Genomic DNA, 899 nt, shown 5'->3' on the forward strand with positions numbered 1-899 from the left:
ACATGAAAGATCCGGTACTTTACAATGTCTCGTTTATCCGGTTTTGAAAGAACAAATAAAGTTCTTGCCAAATCGACAGGAACTGCTATAATAATATTTGTCCTTTTAAAGTGAACACGGTCTGGTAATGATGGCGAAGAGGTCACACCCGTTCCCATCCCGAACACGGAAGTTAAGCTCTTCAGCGCCGATGGTAGTCGGGGGCTTCCCCCTGCAAGAGTAGGACGTCGCTGGGCCGTTGATCACTTACATAATCCGGAGGATTAGCTCAGCTGGGAGAGCATCTGCCTTACAAGCAGAGGGTCGGCGGTTCGAACCCGTCATCCTCCACCATTTTAATCATTATGCCGGCCTAGCTCAATTGGTAGAGCAACTGACTTGTAATCAGTAGGTTGGGGGTTCAAGTCCTCTGGCCGGCACCATTTTTCGAGCCATTAGCTCAGTTGGTAGAGCATCTGACTTTTAATCAGAGGGTCGCAGGTTCGAGCCCTGCATGGCTCACCATTTTCCTCTGGTTTAAACACATGCGGATGTGGTGGAACTGGCAGACACGCTAGACTTAGGATCTAGTGCCTTCGGGCGTGGGGGTTCGACTCCCTTCATCCGCACTTTTATTTAAATATTTGATATCGCGGAAGTAGTTCAGTGGCTAGAATACCACCTTGCCAAGGTGGGGGTCGCGGGTTCGAATCCCGTCTTCCGCTCCATATCATCGGGAAATAGCTCAGCTTGGTAGAGCACTTGGTTTGGGACCAAGGGGTCGCAGGTTCGAATCCTGTTTTCCCGACCACTATACGGGGCCTTAGCTCAGCTGGGAGAGCGCCTGCTTTGCACGCAGGAGGTCAGCGGTTCGATCCCGCTAGGCTCCACCATGAACCTTGAAAACTGAACAGCAAAAC

General features: G+C 50.8%; 7 tRNA genes and 1 rRNA gene. All 8 read left to right on the plus strand.

The features are described from left to right. Positions 1-120: 120 nt before the first annotated feature. Positions 121-236, plus strand: a 5S ribosomal RNA gene (gene rrf, locus AV656_RS03655). Between the two features lie 21 nt (positions 237-257). Then, positions 258-333 (plus strand) — tRNA-Val (locus AV656_RS03660). 13 nt (positions 334-346) lie between these two features. Continuing rightward, positions 347-422 (plus strand) — tRNA-Thr (locus tag AV656_RS03665). 6 nt (positions 423-428) lie between these two features. Next, positions 429-504, plus strand: a tRNA-Lys gene (locus AV656_RS03670). A 22-nt stretch (positions 505-526) separates the two neighbouring features. Then, positions 527-608 (plus strand) — tRNA-Leu (locus AV656_RS03675). Between the two features lie 23 nt (positions 609-631). Next, positions 632-707, plus strand: a tRNA-Gly gene (locus AV656_RS03680). Positions 708-713: 6 nt separating this feature from the next. After that, positions 714-790 (plus strand) — tRNA-Pro (locus AV656_RS03685). Positions 791-796: 6 nt separating this feature from the next. Continuing rightward, positions 797-872: transfer RNA gene (locus tag AV656_RS03690), tRNA-Ala, on the plus strand. Positions 873-899: the final 27 nt, after the last annotated feature.

It is taken from the genome of Bhargavaea cecembensis, assembly GCF_001619585.1.
Lineage (GTDB): Bacteria > Bacillota > Bacilli > Bacillales_A > Planococcaceae > Bhargavaea > Bhargavaea cecembensis_A.